20 protein-coding genes are annotated in these 26,752 nt (G+C 66.2%); 11 read left to right on the forward strand and 9 right to left on the reverse strand.

Annotated elements, in window-relative coordinates:
- Window positions 1-14 precede the first annotated feature (14 nt).
- Together NAV27_RS01760 and NAV27_RS01765 are read right to left on the reverse strand one after the other, a co-directional pair.
- Window positions 15-1,760 carry a potassium/proton antiporter gene (locus NAV27_RS01760; RefSeq protein WP_054094023.1) on the reverse strand — a complete coding sequence of 582 codons (1,746 nt, stop codon included), beginning with the start codon at window positions 1,758-1,760 and terminating at the stop codon, window positions 15-17.
- Window positions 1,761-1,879: 119 nt separating this feature from the next.
- Complete coding sequence (locus NAV27_RS01765; protein WP_102827958.1) at window positions 1,880-3,682, reverse strand: acyl-CoA dehydrogenase; 1,803 nt, start codon at window positions 3,680-3,682, stop codon at window positions 1,880-1,882.
- A 137-nt stretch (window positions 3,683-3,819) separates the two neighbouring features.
- Between NAV27_RS01765 and fni the strand changes: the two genes are divergently transcribed.
- The gene (gene fni / locus NAV27_RS01770) at window positions 3,820-4,860 is read left to right on the forward strand and encodes a type 2 isopentenyl-diphosphate Delta-isomerase (protein ID WP_008569518.1); all 1,041 of its coding nucleotides are present in this window, start codon (window positions 3,820-3,822) and stop codon (window positions 4,858-4,860) included.
- Between the two features lies 1 nt (window position 4,861).
- On the opposite strand, the gene NAV27_RS01775 is transcribed toward fni, so the two are convergent.
- On the reverse strand, window positions 4,862-5,905 hold the full coding sequence (locus NAV27_RS01775; protein WP_102827957.1) for an NAD(P)H-dependent flavin oxidoreductase: 1,044 nt from the start codon (window positions 5,903-5,905) through the stop codon (window positions 4,862-4,864).
- A 138-nt stretch (window positions 5,906-6,043) separates the two neighbouring features.
- Between NAV27_RS01775 and NAV27_RS01780 the strand changes: the two genes are divergently transcribed.
- A complete protein-coding gene (locus NAV27_RS01780) occupies window positions 6,044-6,883 on the forward strand; it encodes a 23S rRNA (adenine(2030)-N(6))-methyltransferase RlmJ (RefSeq protein WP_102827956.1) in 840 nt (279 codons plus the stop codon).
- A 157-nt stretch (window positions 6,884-7,040) separates the two neighbouring features.
- On the opposite strand, the gene NAV27_RS01785 is transcribed toward NAV27_RS01780, so the two are convergent.
- Window positions 7,041-8,015 carry a serine/threonine protein kinase gene (locus tag NAV27_RS01785; protein ID WP_102827955.1) on the reverse strand — a complete coding sequence of 325 codons (975 nt, stop codon included), beginning with the start codon at window positions 8,013-8,015 and terminating at the stop codon, window positions 7,041-7,043.
- Between the two features lie 126 nt (window positions 8,016-8,141).
- Window positions 8,142-8,846, reverse strand: coding sequence for a ComFC family protein (locus tag NAV27_RS01790; protein WP_102827954.1), 705 nt, complete (start codon window positions 8,844-8,846; stop codon window positions 8,142-8,144).
- Window positions 8,847-8,939: 93 nt separating this feature from the next.
- Between NAV27_RS01790 and bioB the strand changes: the two genes are divergently transcribed.
- The 8 genes from bioB to NAV27_RS01830 all read left to right on the forward strand — a co-directional run bounded on the left by bioB (window position 8,940) and on the right by NAV27_RS01830 (window position 17,900).
- Window positions 8,940-9,995 (forward strand): biotin synthase BioB, encoded by a 1,056-nt coding sequence (gene bioB / locus NAV27_RS01795; RefSeq protein WP_102827953.1) that lies wholly within the window; start codon window positions 8,940-8,942, stop codon window positions 9,993-9,995.
- A 102-nt stretch (window positions 9,996-10,097) separates the two neighbouring features.
- On the forward strand, window positions 10,098-11,276 hold the full coding sequence (bioF, locus tag NAV27_RS01800) for an 8-amino-7-oxononanoate synthase (RefSeq protein ID WP_102827952.1): 1,179 nt from the start codon (window positions 10,098-10,100) through the stop codon (window positions 11,274-11,276).
- Window positions 11,269-11,994 (forward strand): alpha/beta fold hydrolase, encoded by a 726-nt coding sequence (locus tag NAV27_RS01805; protein WP_008569526.1) that lies wholly within the window; start codon window positions 11,269-11,271, stop codon window positions 11,992-11,994. The genes bioF and NAV27_RS01805 overlap by 8 nt, the downstream gene beginning before the upstream one ends.
- Window positions 11,987-12,802 carry a malonyl-ACP O-methyltransferase BioC gene (gene bioC, locus NAV27_RS01810; protein ID WP_102827951.1) on the forward strand — a complete coding sequence of 272 codons (816 nt, stop codon included), beginning with the start codon at window positions 11,987-11,989 and terminating at the stop codon, window positions 12,800-12,802. Before NAV27_RS01805 ends, bioC begins: the two co-directional genes overlap by 8 nt.
- A gap of 1 nt (window position 12,803) precedes the next feature.
- The gene (gene bioD / locus NAV27_RS01815; protein WP_102827950.1) at window positions 12,804-13,499 is read left to right on the forward strand and encodes a dethiobiotin synthase; all 696 of its coding nucleotides are present in this window, start codon (window positions 12,804-12,806) and stop codon (window positions 13,497-13,499) included.
- Window positions 13,500-13,545: 46 nt separating this feature from the next.
- A complete protein-coding gene (locus tag NAV27_RS01820; protein WP_102827949.1) occupies window positions 13,546-13,794 on the forward strand; it encodes a hypothetical protein in 249 nt (82 codons plus the stop codon).
- A 329-nt stretch (window positions 13,795-14,123) separates the two neighbouring features.
- On the forward strand, window positions 14,124-15,929 hold the full coding sequence (locus NAV27_RS01825; RefSeq protein ID WP_102827948.1) for a phenylacyl-CoA dehydrogenase: 1,806 nt from the start codon (window positions 14,124-14,126) through the stop codon (window positions 15,927-15,929).
- Window positions 15,930-16,127: 198 nt separating this feature from the next.
- Window positions 16,128-17,900 carry an acyl-CoA dehydrogenase C-terminal domain-containing protein gene (locus NAV27_RS01830; RefSeq protein WP_102827947.1) on the forward strand — a complete coding sequence of 591 codons (1,773 nt, stop codon included), beginning with the start codon at window positions 16,128-16,130 and terminating at the stop codon, window positions 17,898-17,900.
- Between the two features lie 361 nt (window positions 17,901-18,261).
- Here the strand turns inward: NAV27_RS01830 and msrA are convergent, their stop codons facing one another.
- Together msrA and NAV27_RS01840 are read right to left on the reverse strand one after the other, a co-directional pair.
- Window positions 18,262-18,909 (reverse strand): peptide-methionine (S)-S-oxide reductase MsrA, encoded by a 648-nt coding sequence (msrA, locus tag NAV27_RS01835; RefSeq protein WP_102827946.1) that lies wholly within the window; start codon window positions 18,907-18,909, stop codon window positions 18,262-18,264.
- Window positions 18,910-19,003: 94 nt separating this feature from the next.
- Window positions 19,004-21,667 carry a putative bifunctional diguanylate cyclase/phosphodiesterase gene (locus NAV27_RS01840; protein WP_102827945.1) on the reverse strand — a complete coding sequence of 888 codons (2,664 nt, stop codon included), beginning with the start codon at window positions 21,665-21,667 and terminating at the stop codon, window positions 19,004-19,006.
- 146 nt (window positions 21,668-21,813) lie between these two features.
- Between NAV27_RS01840 and NAV27_RS01845 the strand changes: the two genes are divergently transcribed.
- The gene (locus NAV27_RS01845; protein WP_102827944.1) at window positions 21,814-22,305 is read left to right on the forward strand and encodes a hypothetical protein; all 492 of its coding nucleotides are present in this window, start codon (window positions 21,814-21,816) and stop codon (window positions 22,303-22,305) included.
- Between the two features lie 75 nt (window positions 22,306-22,380).
- Here NAV27_RS01845 and aceF read toward each other — a convergent pair whose 3' ends face one another.
- The gene (gene aceF / locus NAV27_RS01850) at window positions 22,381-24,039 is read right to left on the reverse strand and encodes a dihydrolipoyllysine-residue acetyltransferase (RefSeq protein ID WP_102827943.1); all 1,659 of its coding nucleotides are present in this window, start codon (window positions 24,037-24,039) and stop codon (window positions 22,381-22,383) included.
- An 11-nt stretch (window positions 24,040-24,050) separates the two neighbouring features.
- A complete protein-coding gene (gene aceE, locus NAV27_RS01855) occupies window positions 24,051-26,699 on the reverse strand; it encodes a pyruvate dehydrogenase (acetyl-transferring), homodimeric type (protein WP_102827942.1) in 2,649 nt (882 codons plus the stop codon).
- Between the last annotated feature and the right edge of the window lie 53 nt (window positions 26,700-26,752).

The following is a 26,752-nucleotide window of genomic DNA, read 5'->3' on the forward strand; positions in this document are numbered from 1 at the left end:
GGCGCCCGCTGCGATCAGAACATCAGCTGCGGGCCGGGCTTGGCGCCTTCGGGAAATTTCAGGCCGACCTTGCGCACTTCGCCGCCTTCCATCGCGGCGATCGTCCAGGCCAGGCCGTTCCAGTCGACATGGTCGCCGACCACCGGCTGGCCGCCGAGCTGCTGAGCCAGAAACTGGCCGATCGGCTGGCTGCCGTCGATGCCGTCCAGCTTGAGGCCATAGAGCGCGGCGATCGCGCCCAGCTCGGCTTCGCCTTCGAGGATGAAGTCACCGAAGAAACGCAGGTCCTGGCCACGCTTGGGCGCCTGGCTGAACAGCTGGCCGAGCGCGGGCAGATCCTCCTCGTGGCCGATCACGCAGAGGATGTCGCCGACCTGCAGCCGCGTGCTGCCGGACGGGTGCAGCAGCTCCTTGCCGCGGAACAGCGCGGCGATGCGTGTGCCGGGCGGCATCTTCAGCTCGCGCAGCGCGGCGCCGATGCACCATTTGCTGCTCGACAGGCGGTAGACGAAGATCTCCCACTGGCTGGTGGTATGCACCTGCAGGCCGGTACGCGAGATCGGCGAGGGTGCGGGTGGCACCTCGACCCGGGCTTTCTTCGCGGCCCAGGTGAGCGTGGTGCCCTGCAGCAGCAGCGACACCAGCACGATGAAGAAGGCGACGTTGAAGAACAGCTGGGCGTTGTCCAGCCCGGCCACCAGCGGAAACACCGCGAGGATCACCGGCACCGCGCCGCGCAGGCCGATCCAGGAGATGAAGACGCGCTCGCGCAGGTTGAAGCTCTTGAATGGCAGTAGGCCGAGGAATACCGAAATCGGTCGCGCGAACAGGATCATCCATAGCGACAGCAGCAGCGCCGGCACGGCGATGGGCAGCAATTCGCTGGGCGTGAGCAGCAGGCCGAGCACGAGGAACATGCCGATCTGGCTGAGCCAGGCCAGGCCGTCGAACATGTGCATGATGCCGTGGCGGTTGCGAATCGGCCGGTTGCCCAGCATCAGCCCGCAGACGTAGACGGCGATGATGCCGCTGCCGCCCACCGCGCCGGACAATGCGTAGATCATGATGCCGCCGGCCACCGCCAGCAGCGGGTAGAGGCCGTCGGCCACCGACAGCCGGTTGATCAGCTGCAGCAGCAGCCAGCCGCCGCCCAGGCCGAGGGCGATGCCGATGCCGAACTGCTGCACCAGGCTCACCAGCACCATCCAGGTGAACTCGGTCTGGCCCGAGGCGATCATGCCGATCAGGGTCACGGTGAGGAACATCGCCATCGGGTCGTTACTGCCCGACTCGATCTCCAGCGTCGGTCCGACCCGTTCGTTCAGCCCTTTGCCGTTGAGCAGGTTGAATACCACCGCGGCATCGGTGGAGCCGACGATGGCGCCGATCAGCAGACCCTCGATCAGCTCCAGGTCGAACAGCCAGGCGGCGGCGATGCCGGTGAGGCCGGCGGTGATGGCGACGCCGAAGGTCGCCAGCGACATCGACGGCCACAGCGCGACGCGGAAGGTGGATTTGCGCGTGCGCATGCCGCCGTCGAGCAGGATCACCGCCAGTGCCAGGTTGCTGATGACGAAGGCGAGCCTGTAATCCTCGAAGACGATGCCGCCGATGCCATCGACGCCGGCGAGCATGCCGACGCCGAGGAAGATCACCAGAATGGGTACGCCGACACGCGCCGATAACGAACTGACGAGAATGCTAATGGCCACCAGCAAGCCACCAATGAAAAACAGGTGATTGATGTTGCCGACGTCCAAAAGCGTTCTCCTGTAGATGCAGCCGCGATATGCATGGGCTGTGCCAGCAGGATTCTAACCCGAGGTTTTGACGGTCTGTCAAAAATACCCCGCTCGCGCTCGGCGCGCGTTCGCCTCGCTCAGAACCAGTCGCCCTCCATGTTCAGACAGGTGTCGTCGCGTCGCTCCAGCAGCGCCAGCTCGTGCATGCAGCCCGGTAGCTCCCAGGTGAGGAACAGTCGCGCCGCTTGCAGTTTGCCGCGGTAGAAGTCGGCATCGGCCGGCTGCCCTTCGGTCAGTCCGTGCGTGGCGCGCAGCGCCTGTTCCAGCCAGCGCCAGCCGATCACCGCATGGCCGAACACCTTCAGATACAGCGCCGAGTTGGCCAGCGCCTGGTTCACCTTGCCGGCCGCCAGGTCGCCGAGCAGCGCCTGGGTCACGCGGGTGAGGCGGGCGATGTGCTGCTCCAGCGGCTGGCGCAGTGCGGTCAGCGAGTCGTATTCGGCGGCGCGTGCGCAACTGGCCTGGATCAACCCCAGCAGCTGGCGCAGGCCGGCGCCCTTGTTCTGCATCAGCTTGCGGCCGAGCAGGTCCAGCGACTGGATGCCGTGGGTGCCTTCGTGGATCGGATTGAGGCGGTTGTCGCGGTAGTACTGTTCCACCGGGTATTCGCGGGTGTAGCCATGCCCGCCGAGAATCTGGATGGCCAGCTCGTTGGCCTTCAGGCAGTACTCCGATGGCCAGGACTTGACGATCGGCGTCAGCAGGTCGAGCAGTTCGCCGGCGTTGCGGCGCTCCTCGTCGCTCTCGGCGGTGTGCTCGTCGTCCACCAGGCGCGCGGCGTACAGACCGAGATCGAAGGCGCCTTCGACGTACGCCTTCTGCATCAGCAGCATGCGCTTGACGTCGGTGTGCTCGATGATCGGCACCTGGGTCGACGCCGGGTCCTTGCCGTCCGGCAGTCGGCCCTGCGGACGCTCGCGGGCGTAGTTCAGCGAGTAGAGGTAGCCGGCGTAGCCGAGCATGATCGCGCCCATGCCGACACCGATGCGCGCCTCGTTCATCATCTGGAACATGTAGGCCAGGCCCTTGTGCGGCTCGCCCACCAGATAGCCGACGCAGTTGCCGTTGTCGCCGAAGTTCAACGCGGTGCTGGTGGTGCCGCGCCAACCCATCTTGTGGAACAGGCCGGCCAGCAGCACGTCATTGCGCTCGCCGAGGCTGCCATCGTCGTTGACCAGGAACTTCGGCACGATGAACAGGCTGATGCCCTTCACCCCGGGCGGCGCGTCCGGCAGCTTGGCCAGCACCATGTGCACGATGTTCTCCGACAGCGGGTGGTCGCCGCCGGAAATGAAGATCTTGTTGCCCTTGAGCCGGTAGCTGCCGTCACCGGCCGGTTCGGCGCGGGTGCGGATGTCCGCCAGCGAGGAGCCGGCATGCGGCTCGGTGAGCGCCATGGTGCCGAAGAAGCGCCCCTCCAGCATCGGCTGCAGAAAGCGCTGCTTTTGCTCCTCGGAGCCGAAGGTCTCGATCAGGTGCGAGGCGCCCATGCTCAGCATCGGGTAGGAGCTGGTGGCGATGTTGGCGGACTGGAAATGCGCGAAGCAGGCGCGCGACAACAGGTTGGGCAGCTGCATGCCGCCGTCCTCGAAGCTGCGCTGGGCGTTGTGGAAGCCGGCCTCGATGAACGCATCCACCGCCGGCTTGACCTCGGGAATCAGCACCGCCTCGCCGTTGACGTACTGCGGCTCGTGCTCGTCGGACTTGCGATTGTGCGGCGCGAAATACTTTTCGGCGATGCTGCGCGCGGTGCCGAGCGCGGCGTCGAAGGTTTCGCGGCTGTGCTCGGCGAAGCGCTCGCGACGGGTCAGGGCTTCGGCATCCAGCACTTCGTAGAGTTCGAACGCCAGGTTGCGCGGACAGAGCAGGGTTTCGGTCATGGAACGGCCTCCTTGAGATGCCACCGAGTCTAGGAAGCGCCGCCGGTCGCTGCCTAGCTCCATACAGATGGGTGATGCCTGCATAAAACCGAGCGTCTTCTGGCATCCTGCAGGCACGCGCAGTAGAGGGGCACGCAATGGCTGACAACGAGCTGACCACCCGCAAGAACGATCATCTGGATATCGTGCTGGACCCGTTGCGCACGCGCGGCGCGCAGCGCGCCGGCTTTGCCGCGTGGCGCTTCGAGCACTGCGCGCTGCCGGAGCTGGATCTGGATGCGGTGGACCTCTCCGCCAGTCTGTTCGGCCGCCCGCTGGCCGCGCCGCTGCTGATCGGTTCGATGACCGGCGGTGCCCGGCGTGCGGAAACGATCAACCGACACCTGGCCGAGGCCGCGCAGGAACTGGGGATCGCCCTGGCCGTGGGCTCGCAGCGGGTGGCGCTGGAATCCGGCGCGTCCAGCCACGGCCTGACCGGCGAGCTGCGCCGGCTGGCGCCGGACGTTCCGCTGCTGGGCAACCTCGGCGCTGCGCAGCTGGTGCAGGGCTACGGCGTCGACGAGGCGCGGCGCGCGGTGGAGATGATCGAGGCCGACGCGCTGATCATCCACCTCAATCCGCTGCAGGAGGCCGTGCAGCCGGGCGGCGATCGCGACTGGCGCGGCGTGCTCGCCGCCATCGAACGACTGGCGCACACGCTGGAGGTGCCGCTGGTAGCCAAGGAGGTCGGCGCCGGGCTGTCGGCCGCGGTGGCGCAGCGCTTGCTGGATGCCGGCGTTGCGGTGCTCGACGTGGCCGGTGCCGGCGGCACCAGTTGGGCGGCGGTGGAGGCGGCGCGAGCGACCACGGCGCATCAGCGCGCGGTGGCCGAGGCGTTCGCCGACTGGGGCATTCCCACCGCCGAGGCGATCCAGACGGTACGCCGGGCCTGTCCGCAGGCCACGCTGATCGGTTCCGGTGGTATCCGCGACGGCATCGATGCGGCGAAGGCCATCGCCCTCGGCGCCGATCTGGTGGCGCAGGCCGCCGCCGTGCTGGACAGCGCGCTGGCGTCGCCGGAGGCGGTGGTCGCGCACTTTCGCGTGTTGATCGAGCAGCTGCGCATCGCCTGCTTCTGCAGCGGCTCGGCGGATCTCGCGGCGCTGGCGCAGGCGCCGCTGATCCGTATTCCTGCCTGACTCAGGCGCGCCAGCCGGCGGCCAGCTCGCGAGTCAGCTCGGCGGCCGGCACTTCACGGCAACCGCTGGCGTTCTGCCCGGCCCACAGCGGCGTGCAGTGATCGAGGTCGAGGCTTTCGGTCTTGGCGCGCAGCGCGCTGATGGCATTGCCGGCCAGCGGGAAGGCCGGCACGCCATGCGGCAGTGGGCCGAGTTCGCGCATGATGCGGTTGACGATGCTGCGCGCCGGGCGGCCGGTGAACAACGTGGTCAGCGCGGTATGCCGGGCGCGCTCGCTCTTCAGTGCGGCGCGGTGCAGCGGATTGGTGAGGCTTTCCGGACACAGCAGATAGGCCGTACCGACTTGTACGCCAGCCGCGCCCAGCGCCTGTGCAGCCGCCACGCCGCGCGCATCGGCGATGCCACCGGCGGCGATCACCGGCACGTGCAGCGCTTCGACCAGCTGCGGCAGCAGGGCGAAGGTGCCGAGCTGGGTGGTCAGCTCCTCGCCGAGGAAGATGCCGCGATGGCCGCCGGCTTCCAGACCCTGGGCGATCACCGCGTCGACGCCATGCTCCTGCAGCCACAGACCTTCTTCGAGGGTCGTGGCGCTGGCGGCAATTTTCGCCCCGCTGGCGCGGGCGTGCTTCAGCAGCTCGGGGGTGGGCAGGCCGAAATGGAAGCTGACCAGCGCCGGGCGGTGCTGTTCCAGTACGGCGGCCATCGTTGCATCGAACGGCTGACGGGTCGCACCGCTGGGAATCTGCGCCGGATCGACGCCGAACTCGGCGAAGTAGGGCGCCAGCAGCTGGTGCCAGGCAGCGATGTGCGCCGGATCGGCGGTGGGCGTCTGGTGGCAGAAGAAGTTCACGTTGTAGGGGCGGTCGGTCAGCGCTTCGATGGCGCTCAGTTCGCGTTCCAGTGCCTGGGCATCGAGCATGCCCGCCGGAATCGAGCCCAGCCCGCCGGCACCGCAGACGGCCGCGGCCAGCAGATGATTCTGCGCGCCTGCCATAGGTGCCTGGATGAGTGGGTGTTCGATAGCGAGAAGATCGCGCAGGTCCATGAGGCAACTCCATAGAAAGTCATAGTGGGATAGGTAACTCTAGTCCTCCGGGACGATAACGGGGAAACCTTCGGCCCGGCCGCCGGTGTGCGGCGCCTGCAGCGCGGGTAAACTGCGCGGCTGCCGAGGAGCGATCACATGAATTACCGCCACGCCTTCCACGCCGGCAATCACGCCGACGTGCTCAAACATCTGGTCCTGAGCCGGATCTTCGCTTTGCTGTCGCGCAAGGAGGCGCCGTTCGCCTATCTGGACAGCCACGCCGGTGTCGGGCTGTACGACCTGGCCGGCGATCAGGCCAGCCGTACCGGCGAGTGGCTGCAGGGCATCGCACGCATCTGGCAGGCCGAGACCCGCCCGGCGCTGCTCGACGACTACCTCGGCGTGATCCGCGAACTCAACCCGGACGGCGCGCTGCGCTACTACCCCGGTTCGCCGGAGCTGGCGCGGCAGCTGACGCGCGAGCAGGATCGCCTGCAGCTCAACGAGAAGCATCCCGAGGACGGCGCGCTGCTCAAGGACAACATGGCCGGCGATCGCCGCGTTGCCGTGCACCTGGGCGAGGGCTGGTTCGTACCGCGCGCGTTGATGCCGACGCAGGAGAAGCGCGTGGTGCTGCTGATCGATCCGCCGTTCGAACAAGCCGACGAACTGAGCCGCTGCGTGACGGCACTCAAGGAGGCGCTGGGGCGCATGCGCCAGACCATCGGCGTGATCTGGTATCCGATCAAGGACGAGCGCCAGCTCAAACGCTTCTACCAGGACCTCGCCCGCAGCGGTGCGCCCAAGCTGCTGCGCGCCGAACTGTTCGTTCACCCCGCGGACGATGCCGGCCGCCTGGCCGGTTCGGGCCTGGCCATCGCCAATCCGCCGTGGGGGCTGGAAGACGAGTTGCGCGAGCTGCTGCCGTGGCTGGCCGAGCAGCTGGCGCAGAGCCAGGGCGGCTGGCGGCTGGACTGGCTGATCGAAGAGGCCTGAGCCGCGGAGATCGCAAGGCGTGGATTGCGTCCCGTGGATCGTCACTCCGCCACTCGGTGGATCGGTACAGCGCGATCCACCCTACGCCGCTTGATTAACCGTAGGGTGGATGTCGCTTTTCACATCCACCGTCACGGGGCCGCAGCCGCACCATGCCTCAGAACAGCCTGAGCGGCTCTTCCTGCAGTGCCGCCATTTGCTCGCGCAGGATCAGCACCTGATCGCCCCAGTAGCGCTCGCTGCCGAACCAGGGAAAGCTCATCGGAAACGCTGGATCGTCCCAGCGCCGCGCCAGCCAGGCGCTGTAGTGCATCAGTCGCAGCGCGCGCAGTGCCTCGATCAGCGGTAGCTCGCGCGGGGCGAAGTCGTGGAACTCGTTGTAGCCGTCCACCAGTTCGGCCAGTTGGCCGAGCCGCTCGTGGCGCTCACCGGCGAGCATCATCCACAGGTCCTGCACGGCCGGGCCCATGCGGCAGTCGTCCAGGTCGACCAGGTGGAAGGCGTCATCGCGCGCCAGGATGTTGCCCGGGTGGCAGTCGCCGTGCAGGCGGATGGGCGTGAAGTGGGTGCTGGCGAAGACGTCCTCGACCCGCTTGAGCAGGTCGCGCGCCACCGATTCGTAGGCCGGCAGCAGGCTGCGGGGTACGAAGCCGCCGTCGAGCAGGGTGTTCAGCGAGTCGTGGCCGAAGTTCTGCACGCCCAGCGTTTCCCGATGCTCGAACGGCCGGCTGGCGCCGATGGCATGCAGGCGCCCGAGCAGTTGGCCGAGGCGATACAGCTGGTCAAGATTGCCCGGCTCCGGTGCGCGTCCGCCACGTCGCGGAAACAGCGCGAAGCGAAAGCCGGCATGGGCGAACAGCGTCTTGCCCTCGCGCTCCAGCGGCGCCACCACCGGCACCTCGTGTTCGCTCAGCTCCAGGCTGAACTGGTGTTCTTCGAGGATCGCCGCGTCGCTCCAGCGCGCCGGGCGATAGAACTTGGCGATCAACGGCGTTTCGCCCTCGATGCCCACCTGATAGACGCGGTTTTCATAGCTGTTGAGCGCCAGCACGCGGGCGTCGCTGAGATAGCCGATGCTTTCCACGGCGTCGAGGACCAGATCCGGCGTGAGGGTATCGAAGGGATGGGACATGACCGGCTCCGCAGGATAGACCGTTCAGTGTATTGCACCCGGGCTTTTAAACAACCGCGCGTCCGCCGCGATCAGATCGTAGGGTGGAAATCTGGCACAGCGAATTTCCACCGCAGGTCGAGCCGCTCAGTCGCCGGGTTTCGGCGTGCGCGCCAGACAGTAGACATCGACCCGCGCCGCGCCCGCGTGCTTGAGCAGGCGGGCGAGCGCCTCGGCGGTGGCGCCGGTGGTCAGTACGTCGTCGACCAGCGCCAGGTGGCGACCGCGCACGTTGCTGCCGGGCCTGAGGGCGAACGCCTGGCGCAGGTTGCGTCGGCGCGTGGCGGCGTCCAGCTGCTGTTGCGGCGGGGTGTCGAGCAGCCGTTCCAGCGTACGGTCATCGAGCGCGATGGCCAGCTCGCGGCTCAGCCAGCGCGCCAGCATCTGCGCCTGGTTGAAGCCGCGCTGGCGCAACCGGCGGCGGGCCAGGGGCACCGGCAGCAGCAGGTCCGGGCGCGGCAGGTCATCGGCGTAGGCGTGGTGTAGATGGTGCGCCAGGCGCTCGCCCAGCAGTCGACCGAACGGCCAGTGCGCCTGGTGCTTGAAGCGCGTGATCAGCGTGTCGACCGGAAAGGCGAAACGCCAGGGCACCTCGACGTGGTCGTAAGCCGGCGGTCGCTTCAGGCATTCGCCGCAGACCAGCCCGCGCACCGGCAGCGGCACGGCGCAGACCGTGCAGTGCGCGTCGAGCCAGGGCAGATCGGCTTCGCAGGCACTGCACAGCGGATCGCCCACGCAGGGTTCGTCGCAGAGCAGGCAATGCTGTTCAATAAATAACCACTTGTTCACCATGAATCCGTTCCTGGTTGACAGCGTATCGGGCTTGGCTAACCATTCCGCATCCGTGCCAGGCCGCCGAGCCGCTATTTATTACAAGGATCACCGATGAGCGCCACCGCCGCTTCCGTTACCCGCCACGACTGGACGCTCGCTGAGGTCAAGGCGCTCTTCACCCAGCCGTTCAACGATCTGCTGTTCCAGGCGCAGACCGTGCATCGCCAGCACTTCGACGCCAACCGCGTGCAGGTGTCCACGCTGCTGTCGATCAAGACCGGCGCCTGCCCGGAAGACTGCAAGTACTGCCCGCAGTCCGGTCACTACAACACCGGTCTGGATAAAGAGAAGCTGATGGAAGTGCAGAAGGTGCTGGAGGCGGCAGCCGAGGCCAAGGCCATCGGTTCGACCCGTTTCTGCATGGGCGCGGCCTGGAAGCATCCGTCGGCGAAGGACATGCCCTACGTGCTGAAGATGGTCGAAGGCGTCAAGGCCATGGGCCTGGAAACCTGCATGACCCTCGGCAAGCTCGATCAGGAGCAGACCCGCGCCCTCGCCGCGGCGGGCCTGGACTACTACAACCACAACCTGGATACCTCGCCGGAGTACTACGGCAACATCATCACCACGCGTACCTACGCCGAGCGTCTGGAAACGCTGAGCTACGTGCGCGAGGCGGGGATGAAGATCTGCTCGGGCGGCATCCTCGGCATGGGCGAGTCGCTGGACGACCGCGCCGGCCTGCTGATCCAGCTGGCCAACCTGCCGGAGCACCCGGAGTCGGTGCCGATCAACATGCTGGTCAAGGTGAAGGGCACGCCGCTGGCCGAGGAGCAGGATGTCGATCCGTTCGACTTCATCCGCATGCTCGCCGTGGCGCGCATCATGATGCCCAAGTCCCACGTGCGCCTGTCGGCCGGCCGCGAACAGATGAACGAGCAGATGCAGGCCCTGGCCTTCCTCGCCGGCGCCAACTCGATCTTCTATGGCGAGAAGCTGCTGACCACCGCCAACCCGCAGGCCGACAAGGACATGCAGCTGTTCGCGCGCCTGGGCATCAAGCCGGAAGAGCGTCACGAGCATGCCGACGAGGTGCATCAGGCCGCCATCGAGCAGGCGCTGATCGAGCAGCGCGATTCCAAGCTGTTCTACAACGCAGCTGTTTGAGGTGCGGTGCGGTGGATGAGCCGAGCCTCATTCACCGCGAAGCCGACTTATTCGTAGGGTGGATGGCCCGCTTGCGGCCATCCACCGTTACCGGTTCTGCCCATGACCTTCGATCTCGCCTCCCGCCTCGCCGAGCGCCGCGCCGCGCACCTCTATCGCCAACGTCCATTGCTGCAGACCCCGCAGCAGCCTGAAGTGGTCGTCGATGGCGAGCGCCTGCTGGCGTTCTGTTCCAACGACTACCTGGGCCTGGCCAACCACCCCGAGGTGATCGCCGCCATGCAGCAGGGTGCCGCGACCTGGGGTGTCGGCGGCGGCGCCTCGCATCTGGTGATCGGCCACAGCATGCCGCATCACCAGCTCGAAGAAGCGCTCGCCGAATTCACCGGACGGCCGCGCGCGCTGCTGTTCTCCACCGGCTACATGGCCAACCTCGCCGCCGTTACCGCGCTGGTCGGGCAGGGCGACACGGTGCTGGAAGATCGCCTCAATCACGCCTCGCTGCTCGATGCCGGGCTGCTCAGCGGTGCGCGCTTCTCGCGCTACCTGCACAGCGATGCCGCCAGCCTTGGCAAGCGCCTGGAGAAAGCCGCCGGCAATACCCTGGTGGTCACCGACGGCGTGTTCAGCATGGACGGCGATCTCGCCGAGCTGCCGGCGATCTGCGCCGCAGTCCGGCAGCGCGGTGCCTGGGTGATGGTCGATGATGCGCACGGCTTCGGCCCGCTGGGCGCGAACGGCGGCGGCATCGTCGAGCATTTTGGTCTGGGCATCGACGATGTGCCGGTGCTGGTCGGCACCCTCGGCAAGGCGTTCGGCACGGCAGGGGCGTTCGTCGCCGGCAGCGAGGAGCTGATCGAGACGCTGATCCAGTTCGCCCGTCCGTACATCTACACCACCAGCCAGCCGCCGGCGGTGGCCTGTGCCACACTGAAAAGCCTGGAGCTGCTGCGCAGCGAGGGCTGGCGACGGGAGCATCTGCAGCGTCTGGTGGCGCGTTTCCGCGCAGGTGCCGCGCAGATCGGCCTGACGCTGATGGATAGCCCGACGCCGATCCAGCCGGTGCTGGTCGGCAGCAGCGAACGGGCGTTGAGGCTGTCGGCGTTGCTGCGCGAGCGCGGCATTCTGGTCGGCGCCATCCGCCCGCCGACCGTTCCGGCCGGCAGCGCACGGTTGCGGATCACCTTCACCGCGACCCATAGCGATGCGCAGCTCGAGCGCCTGCTGGAGGCGCTGGCCGACTGCTGGGCATTGCTGCCCGAGGAGCGCGACGATGCGTGAGCGACTGATTCTGCTGCCGGGCTGGGCGTTCGGCCCCGCGGCGCTCGAACCGCTGGCCGAGGTACTGCGCGAGCGCCAGCCGCATCTGCAGGTGGAGATCGCACCGCTGCCGGCGCTGGAGCAGCCGAGCGCCTGGCTCGACGAGCTGGATGCGCGCCTGCCGGCCGACGGCTGGCTGGCCGGCTGGTCGCTGGGCGGCATGCTGGCGACACAGCTGGCGGCGCGCCGTGGCGACAACTGTCCTGGCTTGATGACGCTGTGCAGCAACCCCTGTTTCCGTGGCCGCGACGACTGGTCGGCAGCCATGCCGGCCGAGGTCTTCGATGCCTTCGAGGAAGCCTTCCGCCTAGGCCCGCAGGACACGCTCAAGCGTTTCAGCCTGCTCTGCAGCCGCGGCGCCTACGATCCGCGCACGCTGACGCGGCAGCTGCAGGTCAGTCTGCTCGACCAGCCGCAGGCGGTCGCCGCCGCCGGGCTGCGCCTGCTGGCCGAACTGGATGGTCGCGCGGCGTTGCAGCGCTACGTCGGCCCGCAGCTGCACCTGTTCGCCGGCGGCGATGCGCTGGTGCCGGCGGCTGCTGCCGAGGCGCTGTTGGCCTGGCTACCGGACGTTGAAGTCGACGTGCTGGCCAATGCCAGTCACGGCCTGCCGCTGGAGCGCGCCGAGGATGTGGCGACGGCGATGCTGGCGTTCATGGATGAGGGCGAGGATGACTGAGTCTTCCCTCGGCCAGCGCCCGGCGGGCGCACTGCCCGACAAGCGCCAGGTAGCGGCGTCCTTTTCCCGCGCCGCCGCCAGTTACGACAGCGTCGCCGCCTTGCAGCGACGGGTCGGCGGCAATCTGCTCACCGCATTGCCGGACATGTCGCCGCCGACGCGTTGGCTCGACTTGGGCAGCGGGACCGGTTATTTCTCCCGCGCGCTGGCGGCGCGGTTCCCGCAGGCCGAGGGCGTGGCGCTGGATATTGCCGAGGGCATGCTGCGCCACGCGCGGCCGGCTGGCGGCGCGCGGCAGTTCGTCGTCGGCGACGCCGAGCACCTGCCGCTGCGCGAGGGCAGTGTCGGACTGGTGTTTTCCAGCCTGGCCTTGCAGTGGTGCGAGGATTTCGCCGGTGTGCTCAGCGAAGCCCGGCGTGTCCTGCAGCCAGGCGGTACGTTCGCCTTCAGCAGCCTGTGTAGCGGCACCCTGCAGGAGCTGCGCGACAGCTGGCAGGCCGTGGATGGCCTGGCCCATGTCAATCGCTTTCGCCCCCTCGCCACCTATCAGGCACTGTGTAATGAAAGCCGTCTGCGCCCGCTGGCGCTGGAGGTGCGTCCAGAAGTGCTGCATTTCGCCGATCTGCGCCAACTGACTCATGAGCTCAAGGCGCTCGGTGCGCATAACCTCAACCCCGGACGGCCCGGCGGGCTGACCGGTCGCGCGCGTTTGCGTGCGCTGGTCGCCGCCTACGAGCAGCTGCGCCAGACCGCGGGATTGCCGGCGACCTATCAGGTGGTCTACGGCGTGTTACGCAAGGAGTCATGAGTTGAATCGCGCGTTCTTCATTGCCGGCACGGATACCGACGTCGGCAAGACCACCATCGCCGCTGGCCTGCTGCATGCGGCGCGTGCGGCCGGACTGTCGACGGCGGCGGTCAAGCCGATCGCTTCCGGCTGCACGGCGACGCCGCAGGGATTGCGCAATGCCGATGCGCTCGCGTTGCAGGCCGAGTGCTGCCCGGTGCTGGACTATGCGCAGGTCAACCCGTTCGCCTTCGCGCCGGCCATCGCCCCGCACATCGCCGCGCGCGAAGCCGGCGTGACACTGAGCACCGAGGCGCTGGCCGACGCCGTACAGGGCGTACTGGAGGGGCGGGCCGACTTCACGCTTGTCGAGGGGGCCGGCGGCTGGCGGGTGCCGCTGAACGCGCGGGAGACGCTGGCCGCCTTGCCGATTCACCTGCAACTGCCGGTGATTCTGGTGGTAGGCGTGCGGCTGGGTTGCATCAGTCACGCACTGCTGAGCGCCGAGGCGATCGCGCACGACGGTCTGGTGCTGGCCGGCTGGGTCGCCAACATCATCGATCCCGCCATGTCGCGGCTGGAAGAGAATCTCGCGACGCTCGACGAACTGGTGCCGGCGCCCTGCCTGGGCCGCGTGCCGCGCCTGGCGGAGGCGTCGGCCGCGCGGGTTGCCGCATACCTGCGACTGGCCGCGCTGGCGCATCCGCCTTGCCGTTGACGGCACCATCTGCTTGAATGCTGGCAATCCGCCTTCGGAGTCGACCATGCAAATCTCCAACAGTCTTCTTGGTGCTGGCCTGAGCGCCTACCAGGGCGCCCAGCAGCGAGTCGATCAGGCTGCCTCGGCGATCGCCACCGCCAGTCTGCCGACGGTCGACAGCTCCCAGGCGCTGACCGAGTTCAGCGAGCAGCTGATCGAGCTGAAGCTCGGCGAGCACAACGCCGCACTCGGCGCTCGTCTGATTCGCAGCGCCGATGAAGTACTCGGCACGCTGATCGATACCCAGGCCTGATTCCGCGCGGCCCGCCGGCCGTGTCGTTTTATCCTCTTCTTGTTTCTTCTGGCGCGGCTGATTTCACCGCCGAGCCCGCCCCTGCGCGCGCGTCGCGACTGCCGCCGCAACTGTCCGTTTCGTCCCTCTGCACGCGTTGCGGCATCGCCTAGCATGAATTGCCGGCCGATGAGCGGCTGCTTTGCACCGGCTTGACATCGCCTGGGTCGAAACGTATGTTTCAAACGCCTGTTTGACTCTCCGCGCCTGCGATCGGCGGCCGGAATCGAATCCGCGCGGTCGGCCGCTGCCGACCGCCGCAACCAGAACTCACCGCTGAGGTTTACGTTATGCCCGACTACAAGGCCCCCTTGCGCGATATCCGCTTCGTCCGCGACGAGCTGCTCGGTTACGAGGCGCACTACCAGAGCCTGCCGGGATGTGAAGACGCCACCCCGGACATGGTCAATGCCATCCTCGAGGAAGGCGCGAAGTTCTGCGAGCAGGTGCTGGCTCCGTTGAACCGCGTCGGCGACATCGAAGGCTGTACCTGGAGCGAGTCCGGCGTGACCACTCCGACTGGCTTCAAGGAGGCCTACCAGCAGTTCGTCGAAGGCGGCTGGCCGAGCCTGGCCCATGACGTCGAGCACGGCGGTCAGGGTCTGCCCGAGTCGCTGGGCATGGCGATCAGCGAAATGGTCGGCGAGTCCAACTGGTCCTGGGGCATGTACCCGGGCCTGTCGCACGGCGCGATGAACACCCTGCACGCCCACGGCACCAGCGAGCAGCAACAGACCTACCTGACCAAGCTGGTTTCCGGCCAGTGGACCGGCACCATGTGCCTGACCGAGCCGCACTGCGGTACCGATCTGGGCATGCTGCGCACCAAGGCCGAGCCGCAGGCTGACGGCAGCTACAAGGTCACCGGCACCAAAATCTTCATTTCCGCTGGCGAGCATGACATGGCCGAGAACATCGTCCATATCGTGCTGGCCCGTCTGCCCGATGCACCGGAAGGCACCAAGGGCATTTCGCTGTTCATCGTGCCGAAGTTCCTGCCTACGGCCTCGGGTGAGGTTGGCGAACGCAACGGTGTTTCCTGCGGTTCCCTCGAGCACAAGATGGGCATCCACGGCAACGCCACCTGCGTGATGAACTTCGACGCGGCCACCGGCTTCCTGATCGGCCCGCCGAACAAGGGCCTGAACTGCATGTTCACCTTCATGAACACCGCCCGCCTGGGTACCGCGCTGCAGGGCCTGGCCCATGCGGAAGTCGGCTTCCAGGGCGGTATCGCTTATGCCCGCGAGCGACTGCAGATGCGTTCGCTGACCGGCCCGAAGGCGCCGGAGAAAGCTGCCGACCCGATCATCGTGCATCCAGACGTACGTCGCATGCTGCTGACCATGAAGGCCTTCGCGGAGGGTAACCGCGCGATGCTGTACTTCGCCGCCAAGCAGGTGGACATCGTTCAGCGCAGCCAGGACGAGGAGCAGAAGAAAGCCGCCGATTCCCTGCTGGCCTTCCTCACCCCGATCGCCAAGGCGTTCATGACCGAAGTGGGTTTCGAGGCCGCCAACCACGGCGTGCAGATCTACGGTGGCCACGGCTTCATCGCCGAATGGGGCATGGAGCAGAACGTGCGTGACAGCCGTATCTCCTGCCTGTACGAAGGCACCACCGGCGTGCAGGCACTCGATCTGCTGGGCCGCAAGGTGCTGATGACCCAGGGCGAGGCGCTCAAGGGCTTCACCAAGATCGTGCACAAGTTCTGCCAGGCCAACGAAGGCAACGACGCGGTCAAGGAATTCGTCGAGCCGCTGGGCAAGCTGAACAAGGAGTGGGGCGAACTGACCATGAAGGTCGGTATGGCCGCCATGAAGAACCGCGAAGAAGTCGGCGCCGCATCGGTGGACTACCTGATGTACTCCGGCTACGCCTGCCTGGCCTACTTCTGGGCCGACATGGCGCGACTGGCTGCCGAGAAACTGGCTGCCGGCACCGAGGAGCAGGCTTTCTACAAGGCCAAGCTGCAGACCGCGCGCTTCTACTTCGCTCGCATCCTGCCGCGCACCCGCATGCATGTGGAAGCCATGCTGTCCGGTGCCGACAATCTGATGGACATGGCCGAAGAAGACTTCGCGCTCGGCTACTGATCGTCCGTGCTGCACCCGAAAGCCGCTGCTCCTGCAGCGGCTTTCTGCATTCTGGAGCCCGAAAAAGGGTATTTCGAATGTGACCAGCCAAAACTTATCGGTCACTAAAAGACGCTTAGTCCGGCATTCGTTATTGGTTTAGACTCGCTGGAAACGGCCCGCCGAGGCCGCCAAACCGTGTCTTGCGAGGATTTGCACATGGCTGATTACCAAGCGCCGCTGCGCGATATGCGTTTCGTCCTGAATGAAGTCTTCGAGGCGCCGAAGCTCTGGCAGACCCTGCCGGTGCTGGCCGAGGCGGTGGATGCCGAGACGGCTGAGGCCATTCTCGAAGAAGCCGGCAAGATTACCGCCGGTACCATCGCCCCGCTGAACCGCAGCGGCGACGAGGAAGGCTGCCGCTGGGACGCCGGGCAGGTCAGCACGCCGGCGGGCTACCCCGAGGCCTATCGCCTGTACGCCGAGGGCGGCTGGGTCGGAGTTGGCGGTGATCCGGCCTACGGCGGCATGGGCATGCCCAAGGTCATCTCGGCGCAGGTGGAGGAGATGATGAACTCCGCAAGCCTGGCTTTCGGTCTGTACCCGATGCTGACGTCCGGCGCCTGCCTGTCGATTCACGCGCATGCCAGCGAGGCGCTGAAGCAGAAGTATCTGCCGAACATGTATAGCGGCGTCTGGGCCGGCTCCATGTGTCTGACCGAGCCGCACGCCGGAACCGATCTGGGCATGATCCGCACGCGCGCCGAGCCGCAGGCCGACGGCAGCTACAAGGTCAGTGGCACGAAGATTTTCATCACCGGCGGTGAGCACGACCTGACTGAGAACATCATCCATCTGGTGCTGGCCAAACTGCCGGACGCGCCGGCCGGTTCGCGCGGTATCTCGCTGTTCCTGGTGCCCAAGGTGCTGGTCAACGAGGACGGCTCGCTGGGGACGCGCAACGCCGTGTCCTGTGGTTCCATCGAGCACAAAATGGGTATCCAGGCCTCGGCCACCTGCGTGATGAACTTCGACGGTGCCACCGGCTGGATGGTCGGCGAGCCGAACAAAGGCCTGGCGGCGATGTTCACCATGATGAACTACGAGCGTCTGGGCGTCGGCATCCAGGGCCTGGCCACCGGCGAGCGCTCCTACCAGAGCGCTATCGACTACGCCCGCGAGCGCATCCAGAGCCGCGCACCGAGCGGTCCGGTGGCGCAGGACAAGGCGGCCGACCCGATCATCGTGCATCCGGACGTGCGCCGGATGCTGCTGACCATGAAAGCGTTGAACGAAGGTGGCCGCGCATTCTCCAGCTACGTGGCGCTGCAGCTGGATATCGCCAAGTTCAGCGATGATGCCGAAGCACGCCAGCGTGCCGATGCGCAGGTCGCCCTGCTGACGCCGGTAGCCAAAGCCTTCCTCACGGATATGGGCCTGGAGGCCACCGTGCATGGCCAGCAGGTGTTCGGCGGTCACGGCTTCATCCGCGAATGGGGGCAGGAGCAGCTGGTGCGAGACTGCCGCATCACGCAGATCTACGAAGGCACCAACGGCATTCAGGCGCTCGATCTGGTCGGCCGCAAGGTGGTGGGCAGCGGTGGCGAGCTGTACCGCAACTTTGCCGACGAGGTGCGTGGTTTCATTGCTTCTGCCGGGCAGGAACTGGCCGAGTTCGTCGAGCCGCTGCAGGCCGCGCTGGACAATCTGGACGACTTGACCGCCTGGGTGCTGGAGCAGGCCAAGCAGAATCCGAACGAAATCGGCGCAGCCTCGGTGGAATACCTGCACGTGTTCGGCTACACCGCCTACGCCTACATGTGGGCGATGATGGCGCGCGCGGCGCTGGGCAAGGACGAAGTCTTCTACCGCAGCAAGCTTGGCACCGCGCGTTTCTTCTTCGCCCGTCTGCTGCCACGCATCCATTCGCTGACCGCCTCGGTACGCGCCGGCAGCGATTCGCTGTACCTGCTGGCGGCCGAGGAGTTCTGAGCACCGGCTTAATCTGGCGGCGTAATGAAATTAATCGGCCATGTGCGTGGAACGTTTGCGCCACTACTCCGGTCCTAGAAAGCACGTCGCTGTAAGCAATCACCTACAAAGCGGATCAAGGATGACTTGCTTGTAGGAAATTGCTTACAGCGCGTGATGTAAGATGGCTACTACTGCCTCGGCGAGGCGGTCAGTACTCTTCTGCACTCGGACCTCGGCGCAAGGTAGCGCAATCGAAAAGAAGGACGAGAAAGGAGTGGCGCCAGGATGGCGCACGATCACGGATGTCAGGATTCACAGTCTGCAAAGCCCCGCCTTGGCGGGGTTTTTCTTTTTGCGCGCAACATAATCTGCGCCGGCATCAGCCGGGCAGACGCACACCAGTACCGCCCAGGCCGCAGTAGCCACCCGGGTTCTTCGCCAAGTACTGCTGATGGTAGCCCTCGGCGTAATAGAACGTCGGTGCCTGCGCAATCTCTGTGGTAATCGCGCCATAGCCGGCCTGACTGAGCTGGCGCTGGAACGCCGCCTGGCTGGTCTGTGCCTGCTCGCGCTGGCTGTCGTCCAGCCAGTAGATCGCCGAGCGGTACTGGCTGCCGACATCGTTGCCCTGGCGCATGCCCTGGGTGGGATTGTGCGACTCCCAGAACACGGTGAGCAGCGTCTGATAATCGATTTGCTGCGGATCGAATACCACCAGCACGGCTTCGGTGTGTCCGGTCAGACCCGAGCAGACTTCCTCATAGGTCGGATTCGGCGTGAAGCCACCGGCATAACCCACGGCGGTCGTCCACACGCCGGGCTGTTCCCAGAAGCGCCGCTCGGCACCCCAGAAGCAGCCGAGGGCGAACAGCGCCTGCTGCAGGCCGGCAGGAAATGGTGGTTGCAGCGGATGGCCGTTGACGTAATGGGCCTCAGGTACCGCCATCGGCATGGAGCGGCCCGGCAGCGCCTGTTCGGCGGTGGGCAGCGCGTTCTGATGCACGAGAATCTGCGAGCGTAGCGGCATGGTGACAACCTCGGCCGGAGCGAAAGACATCAGTCAGGCTACCGGAGGTCGGCGGTGTCTTGAAGCGTTAGTCGCCGTCCGGTCGCCGCGGCGTTCAGGCCCAGTGTGGATAGCGCCGCAAGGCTTCGAGCAGGCGGGACGACGGGATCGGCTTGTCGAACAGATAGCCTTGGCCGATATCGCAGCGCTGGCGGCGCAGGAAGGCCAGCTGGGCGGGGCTCTCGATGCCCTCGGCGACGACTTTCAGACGCAGGTTGCGCGCCATCGCGATCACCGCCGAGGTGATCTCCATGTCGTCTTGGTTGTCGGGAATGTCCTTGATGAAGCTGCGATCGATCTTGATCACGTCGATGGGGAATTTCTTCAGGTAGCTGAGCGACGAGTAGCCGGTACCGAAATCATCCATCGCCAGTGTCACGCCTAGCGCCTTGAGCCCGAGCAGCTGCTGGCGAGTCTGTTCGGTGGCATCGAGCAGCAGGCCTTCGGTCAGCTCCAGCTCCAGCTGCGCGGCCGGCAGTTGTTCCTCGCGCAGGGTGGCGGCCAGGGAGGCAATCAGCTCGGGGTCGGAGAACTGCTTGGGCGACAGGTTGATCGCCACCTGCGGCCGGCCCAGCCCCAGCGCGGACAGCCGCACGCCCATGCGACAGGCTTCGCGGGCGATCCATTTGCCGATCGGGATGATCAGCCCGGTTTCCTCGGCCACGCTGATAAACTGGTCCGGGCTGATCATGCCGCGGGTCGGGTGATTCCAGCGCAGCAGTGCCTCGACGCCTTGCAAGCGCCCCGAGCGCAGGCAGAGCTTGGGCTGGTAGAACAGCTCCAGCTCGTCGTGGGTGAGCGCACGGCGCAGGTTGTTTTCGACGAACAGCTTGTTGTTGGCCTCGGTGTGCAGCGCGTCGGTGAACACCTGGAGCTGGTTCTTGCCGTTGGCCTTGGCCTTGTGCAGCGCCTGGCCGGCATGCTTCATCAGCGTCTCCGGGTCGTTGCCGTGCAGCGGCGCGCAGGCCAGGCCGATCGAGCCGCTGACGCTGATCAGCTGCTTGTCGACGAACAGTGGTTTGTCGAGCGTGCGCAGGACCTGCTGCGCCAGGCGCTGGCCGGCTTCGAGGTCCATGTCGTCGAGCAGCAGGGCGAATTCGTTGCTGGCGAAGCGCGCCAGCACACCATCGCGACTGAGGCCGTTGCGCAGGCGCTGCGCGAGGCTGGTCAGCAGCCGGTCGCCGGTCTGATGCCCGAGGGTGTCGTTGATCCGCTTGAAATTGTCGATGTCCACCAGCAACAGGCACAGCTGGGGCGTGCGGTTGCCGGCGAAGCGCTCTTCCAGGCTGCGGATGAAGTACGGGCGGTTGCCCAGGCTGGTCAGGTTGTCGGTGTAGGCCAGGCGCTCGATGTGCTGCTGCACCAGCTTGCTCTGGGTGACGTCCTCGTAGATGCCGATGTAGTGCGTCAGCTCGCCGGCATCGTTGAGCACCTTGGAGATCGACAGCTGGCCCCAGTACGGCTCCAGGTTCTTGCGTCGGCTGCGGAATTCGCCTTGCCAGCTATTGCCATGCGCCAGCGAGGAGGCCGTGTCCGAGAGCAGCGCACCGAGGTTCTCCAGACTGGTTAGGTCAGTCAGCAGCTGGCCGCGCACCTCTTCGGCGGAGAACTGGGTGATCGCGCTGAAACTCGGGTTGACGTATTCCACCCGGCCCTCGCGATCGACCAGGATGAAGGCGCTGGCGCTCTGTTCCACCGCACGCTGGAACAGGTGCAGCATGTGGGTCGCGCTGACGCGCTGCTGGTTGGCCAGGACCTGCGCGTACTGGTCGGCGAGTTCGCCGGCGAACGCCACCTCGTCAGGCTGCCAGCGGCGCGGCGGGCCGTCGTGCTGTAGGCAGAGCAGGCCGACCATCTCGCCGCCGATACGGATCGTTGCGCTGAGGATCGAGCTGATTCCGCGTGGAATCAGCAGATTTTGCGCCAGCTCATGCGTGCGCGAGTCGTGCACGACGTCGCTGACATCGAGGGTGCGACTGCTGTGCAGCGTTTCGAGGTACTGCGGATACGGGGCCAGATCGACCACGGCGGGGTACTCGTAACCGTCGTCGTCACGGCGGAAGGCGGCGACCGCCTCCAGTTGCGTGCCGTTGAGCCGCCAGATGGCGGCCCGGCAGACCTCGTAGGCCTCGCAGGCGGCCTGGGTGATGAGTTCGGCGGCTTCGAGCTGCGGGTTGTCGGAGGCGTAGCGGTGACGGGCCAGGCGCACGATCAGCTGCTGCTGCGCGCGCGAGCGCACCAGCTGTTCCAGCTGTTCGTCGCGTGCCGGCGGGTCGAGCATGGTGTGCATGCCGGAGGTGGCGCCATTGAGCGGCGCGGCGGCGGCCGGTTTGCCGACGATCAGGTAGCCGACCAGCAGTTCGCGTCCGTACTTGCGGCAGCGCTCGCCCACTTCGGTCAGCGTGAGCGTGCCGCGCGGAGTGTGCAGCTGGTATTCGACGCAATAGTGCGGCTGGTTCAGGAGCTGCTGCTGGATATCGTCGTGCAGCTGGTGCCGGGCGTACGGCTCCATCAGGCTCGCGTAGGGCGAGTCGATCAGCGAGCACAGCTCGTTGGCCGCCACGTCGAAGTGGCGCTCGCAGGCAGGATCCAGATAGAGCAGCAGCCAGCTGGCCTCGTTCAGACGCTCGAAACGCAGCATTCCAAGCCGGGAAGGCACTGGCAACTGCATCACAACCTCGGGCGCCAGACGGCTGGCGGCATCGGGATGTATTTTCATCGAGCGCTTGGCTTCCAGTATGCTGGCCGGACCGGCTGGTTGCGCTGTTGCACTGCTACAGCGGACTTCAAGGATGGCGAAATAATATTAACTTCGGGCAAGGGTGCATCATGCGACAGAGGCTGACAAGTCGGTGGTTGAAGTTATTGGCGGCGTCGATCTGCAGCTATGTCGCCCTGCACTCACACGCCGCCGATCAGGCGCAATTCAGTGGTGGCGAAGCCGAGCACTACCTCTCGGAATTGAAGTCTCGCTACGGTCTTGCCGGTGAGCGCGAAGCGCTGCTGGCGCATGGTAACGGCCTGCTGGACCGCTACGCGTTGCGGGTCGCCTATCAGGTCGGTGTCGCCAATCCGCAGGATCTCAGCTATCGCCTGAGCATCGGCAAATCCGGCGAACTGCAGGTTCGCGAAGAAGTGCGTGGCCCGGGCAACGGCATCGCGGTACACAATCGCAATCTGTCGGTGTTCGGTCTCGATCCCTATCTGAGCTACCGCTGTCCGCCGCAGGGGCTGGTGTGCATCATCGACAGTCCCGCCGACGGCACGCCGCTGGTCACCATCCTGCGCGATCCCGCGGGTGCCGAAGAGCTGGCCAAGGCCTTGTCGTTCCTCATCCGCAATCTGCAGAAGGGCTAGCGGCGGCAGAGCCATCGGACGGCAAACAAAAACGCCGCATCCTTGTGAGGGATGCGGCGTTTTTCGTTCCGCGAGTTACAGCAGCAGCGTGCGGATATCCGCCAGCAGTTCCGACAGGCGCTTGGTGAAGCGCGCGGCGGCGGCGCCGTTGATCACCCGATGATCGTAGGACAGCGACAGCGGCAGCATCAGGCGCGGCTGGAAGGCCGAACCATCCCACACCGGCTGCATGGTCGCCTTGCTGACACCGAGGATCGCCACCTCCGGCGCATTGACGATCGGCGTGAAGCCGGTACCGCCGATGTGGCCGAGGCTGGAGATGGTGAAGCAGGCGCCCTGCATGGCGTCCGGCGAGAGCTTCTTGGTGCGCGCCTTCTCCGCCAGCTCGGCGGCCTCGCCGGCCAGCTGCAGCAGGCTCTTCTGGTCGACGTTGCGGATCACCGGGACCATCAGGCCGTCCGGAGTATCCACCGCGAAGCCCACGTGCACGTACTTCTTGCGGATCAGCGCCTTGCCGCTGGGGGCCAGGGAGCTGTTGAAGTCCGGCAGTTCGCGCAGCAGGTGCGCACAGGCCTTGAGCAGCAGCGGCAGTACGGTCAGCTTGACGCCGGCCTTCTCGGCGGCGGCTTTCTGCGCCACGCGGAAGGCTTCCAGCTCGGTGATGTCGGCCGACTCGAACTGCGTCACGTGCGGCACGTTCAGCCAGCTGCGATGCAGGTTGGCTGCGCCAATCTGCATCAGGCGGCTCATCTCGACTTCTTCGATCTCGCCGAACTTGCTGAAGTCCACCGCCGGGATCGGCGGAATGCCGGCGCCGCCACTGGCGGCGACAGCGGTCTGCGGACCTTGCTGCAGCATGCTCTTGACGTACTGCTGCACGTCTTCCTTGAGGATGCGGCCCTTCGGACCGCTACCGGTGACTGCTGCCAGTTCGACGCCGAACTCACGCGCCAGCTGACGCACGGCCGGGCCGGCATGCACCTTGGTGCCGTCGCGGCTGGGCGCGCCAACCGGCTTGGCCGCTTCGGTCTGCGCGGTGGGGGCCGGCTTGCGATCGGCTTCGGCAGGCGTGGCGGCCTTGGTCGGCTCGGTCGGGGTGGTCGGTGCCGCTGCCGGAGCGGGCGCGGCCGCTACGGCGCCCTGGACCTTGAGGGTCAGGATCAGGTCACCGGTGCCGACTTCGTCGTTCAGCTTGATCGTCACGCTTTCCACCACGCCGGTGGCTGGCGAGGGGATTTCCATGCTCGCCTTGTCGGACTCCAGGGTCAGCAGGCTCTGATCGGCTTCGATGTGGTCGCCGGCCTTGACGTACAGCTCGATCACGCGGGCCTTGCCCGACGAGCCGATGTCCGGCACATGGACCTGCTGGCTCTGCTCGGCACCGCCAGCCGCTACCGGCGTCGGTTCGGCACTGGCGGTCGGGGCGCTGGCTGCGGCGGTATCGGGTGCCTGGGCCGGTTGTGCGGCCGGTTCGGCGGACGCCTCGGCACTGGCTTCGCCGCCGTCGCTTTCCAGCTCGAGCAGCTCATCGCCTTCCTTCAGGCGATCGCCCAGCTTGACCTTCAGCGCCTTGATCACCCCGGCCTTGGGTGCCGGGATCTCCATGCTGGCCTTGTCCGACTCGAGCGTCAGCAGGCTCTGCTCGGCCTCGATGCGGTCGCCGACCTTGACGAACAGTTCGATGACTTCGCCTTCGCCGCTGCCGATATCGGGTACGCGAATCAATTCACTCATGGCTTCGCTCCTCAGCAGTCCAGCGGATTGGGTTTATCGGCGTCGATGCCGAACTTGACGATGGCTTCGGCCAGTACCTTGGCTTCCATCTCGCCGCGTGCGACCAGCTGTTCCAGCGTGGCCAGCACGACCCAGTTGCGATCCACTTCGAAGTGATGGCGCAGCTTCTTGCGCGTGTCGCTGCGGCCGAAGCCGTCGGTGCCGAGCACGCGGAATTCCTTGCACGGAACCCACTGGCGGATCTGGTCGGCGAACAGCTTCATGTAGTCGGTGGAGGCCACCACCGGACCCTTGCGGCCGGTCAGGCACTGCTCGACGTACGACTGGCGCGGCTTCTCGTGCGGGTGCAGGAGGTTCCAGCGATCCACGGCGAGGCCTTCGCGGCGCAGTTCGTTGAAGCTCGGTACGCTCCAGACGTCGGCGGCGACGCCGTAGTCTTCGCGCAGCATCTTCGCTGCCTCGCGCACTTCGCGCAGGATGGTGCCCGAGCCGAGCAGCTGGACGTGATGCGCGGCGTCCATCTTGTCTTCTTCGAGCAGGTACATGCCCTTGATGATGCCTTCCTCGACACCCTCAGGCATGGCTGGCTGCTGGTAGGCCTCGTTCATCACGGTGATGTAATAGAAGATGTTCTGCTGCTCTTCGGTCATCTGCCGGATGCCTTCACGGATGATCACCGCCAGCTCGTAGCCGTAGGTGGGGTCATAGGTGCGGCAGTTCGGGATGGTCGAAGCGAGGATGTGGCTGTGGCCGTCCTCGTGCTGCAGGCCTTCGCCGTTGAGCGTGGTGCGACCGGCGGTGCCGCCGATCAGGAAGCCGCGCGCCTGGCTGTCGCCAGCCGCCCAGGCGAGGTCGCCGATGCGCTGGAAGCCGAACATCGAGTAGAACACGTAGAACGGCAGCATCGGCTGGTTGTGGTTGCTGTAGGCGGTCGCCGCGGCGATCCAGCTGGACATGGCGCCGGCTTCGTTGATGCCTTCCTCGAGGATCTGACCTTTCTTGTCCTCGCGGTAGAACATCACCTGATCCTTGTCCACCGGCTGATACAGCTGGCCGACCGAGGAGTAGATGCCGAGCTGGCGGAACATGCCCTCCATGCCGAAGGTGCGCGCCTCGTCGGGAATGATCGGGACGATGCGTTTGCCCAGGTCCTTGTCCTTGATCAGCTGCGCCAGCACGCGGACGAAGGCCATGGTGGTGGAGATTTCGCGATCGCCGGAACCGTCGAGGATCGCCTTGAGGGTTTCCAGCGGCGGCGTCGGGATGCTGAAGCTCTTGGTGCGCCGCTGCGGTACGAAGCCGCCGAGCGCCTCGCGCTTCTTCTGCAGGTACTTGGCTTCCGGGCTGTCCGGCTCCGGCTTGTAGAACGGCAGGTCCTTGAGCTGGTCGTCGGCGATCGGTACACCGAAGCGGTCGCGGAACACCTTCAGGCTCTCGACGTCGACCTTCTTGACGTTGTGCGCGATGTTCTGCGCCTCGCCCGAACCGGTGCCGTAGCCCTTGATGGTCTTGGCCAGAATGACGGTCGGCTGGCCCTTGTGGTGGACCGCCTGATGGTAGGCCGCGTACACCTTGAACGGATCATGGCCGCCGCGGTTGAGCTTCCAGACCTCGTCATCGGACATGTCGCTGACCATTTCCAGCAGCTCGGGGCGCGCACCGAAGAAGTGCTTGCGCACGAACGCGCCGTTGTTGGCCTTGTAGTTCTGGTAGTCGCCGTCGACCACTTCGTCCATGCGTGCTTGCAGCAGGCCGGCTTCGTCTTTGGCGAACAGCGGGTCCCACAGGCGGCCCCAGATGACCTTGATGACGTTCCAGTCGGCGCCGCGGAAGTTGCCTTCCAGCTCCTGGATGATCTTGCCGTTGCCGCGCACCGGGCCATCGAGGCGCTGCAGGTTGCAGTTGATGACGAAGATGAGGTTGTCCAGCTTCTCGCGGCCGGCCAGGGAGATGGCGCCGAGCGATTCCGGCTCGTCGGTCTCGCCGTCGCCGAGGAAGCACCAGACCTTCTGCTTGCCGGCCGGAATGAAGCCGCGGCTTTCCAGGTACTTCATGAAGCGCGCCTGGTAGATCGCCTGGATCGGGCCGAGGCCCATCGACACGGTGGGGAACTGCCAGAAGTCCGGCATCAGCCACGGGTGCGGGTAGGAGGGCAGGCCGCCGCCGTCGGTTTCGCGGCGGAAGTTGTTCAGCTGCTCCTCGCTGATGCGGCCTTCGAGGAAGGCGCGGGCGTAGATGCCGGGCGAGGCGTGGCCCTGGAAGTAGATCAGGTCGCCGCCGTGTTCTTCGGTCGGGGCCTGGAAGAAATAGTTGAAGCCGATGTCGTACAGCGTCGCGCTGGAGGCGAAGGTGGAAATGTGGCCGCCCAGATCCGGGTCGGCGACGTTGGCGCGCATTACCATCGCCAGGGCGTTCCAGCGTACCAGCGAGCGGATGCGGCGTTCCATGAACAGGTCGCCGGGCATGCGTGCTTCGTGGGTGACGGGGATGGTGTTGCGGTACGGCGTAGTGATCGCGTAGGGCAGCTGGGTACCACTGCGGGTGGCCAGCTCGCCCATCCGGGTCATCAGGTAATGGGCGCGTTGCTCGCCCTCGCGGTCGAGGACGGACTCCAGGGCGTCCAGCCATTCCTGGGTTTCGACGGGATCGAGATCTTGCATGGCTTGCTCCAGGGCGGAAAGGCTTCCAGAATCGGTTGCCTGCTGCGCACCCG

Source organism: Stutzerimonas degradans (assembly GCF_024448505.1).
Lineage (GTDB): Bacteria > Pseudomonadota > Gammaproteobacteria > Pseudomonadales > Pseudomonadaceae > Stutzerimonas > Stutzerimonas degradans.